The sequence below is a fragment of the Acidovorax sp. FJL06 genome (assembly GCF_003852545.1).
Lineage (GTDB): Bacteria > Pseudomonadota > Gammaproteobacteria > Burkholderiales > Burkholderiaceae_C > Acidovorax.
The window spans coordinates 1-260 of record NZ_QAJR01000106.1 but is presented as its reverse complement, the minus strand read 5'-3'; the positions used below and the strand labels follow the sequence as shown (position 1 = coordinate 260).

At 48.1% G+C, this 260-nt stretch carries 1 rRNA gene; it reads left to right on the top strand.

The window, feature by feature from the left end:
• A 23S ribosomal RNA gene (locus DBV10_RS22970) occupies positions 1–250 on the top strand; the annotation flags it as partial.
• Positions 251–260: the final 10 nt, after the last annotated feature.

Here is a 260-nt window from a genome sequence, read left to right as displayed (position 1 = left end):
CGGATGCTACCGAACTGTTCTGAGGACAGTGTCAGGTGGGGAGTTTGACTGGGGCGGTACATCTGTCAAATGGTAACGCAGGTGTCCCAAGGTGAGCTCAACCAGGACAGAAACCTGGTGTGGACCAAAAGGGGAAATGCTCACTTGATTTTGATTTTCAGTACGAATACAGACCGTGAAAGCGCGGCCTATCGATCCTTTTGATTTCTTTAGAGTTTAAAGCAAGAGGTGTCAGAAAAGTTACCACAGGCCGAGATCTA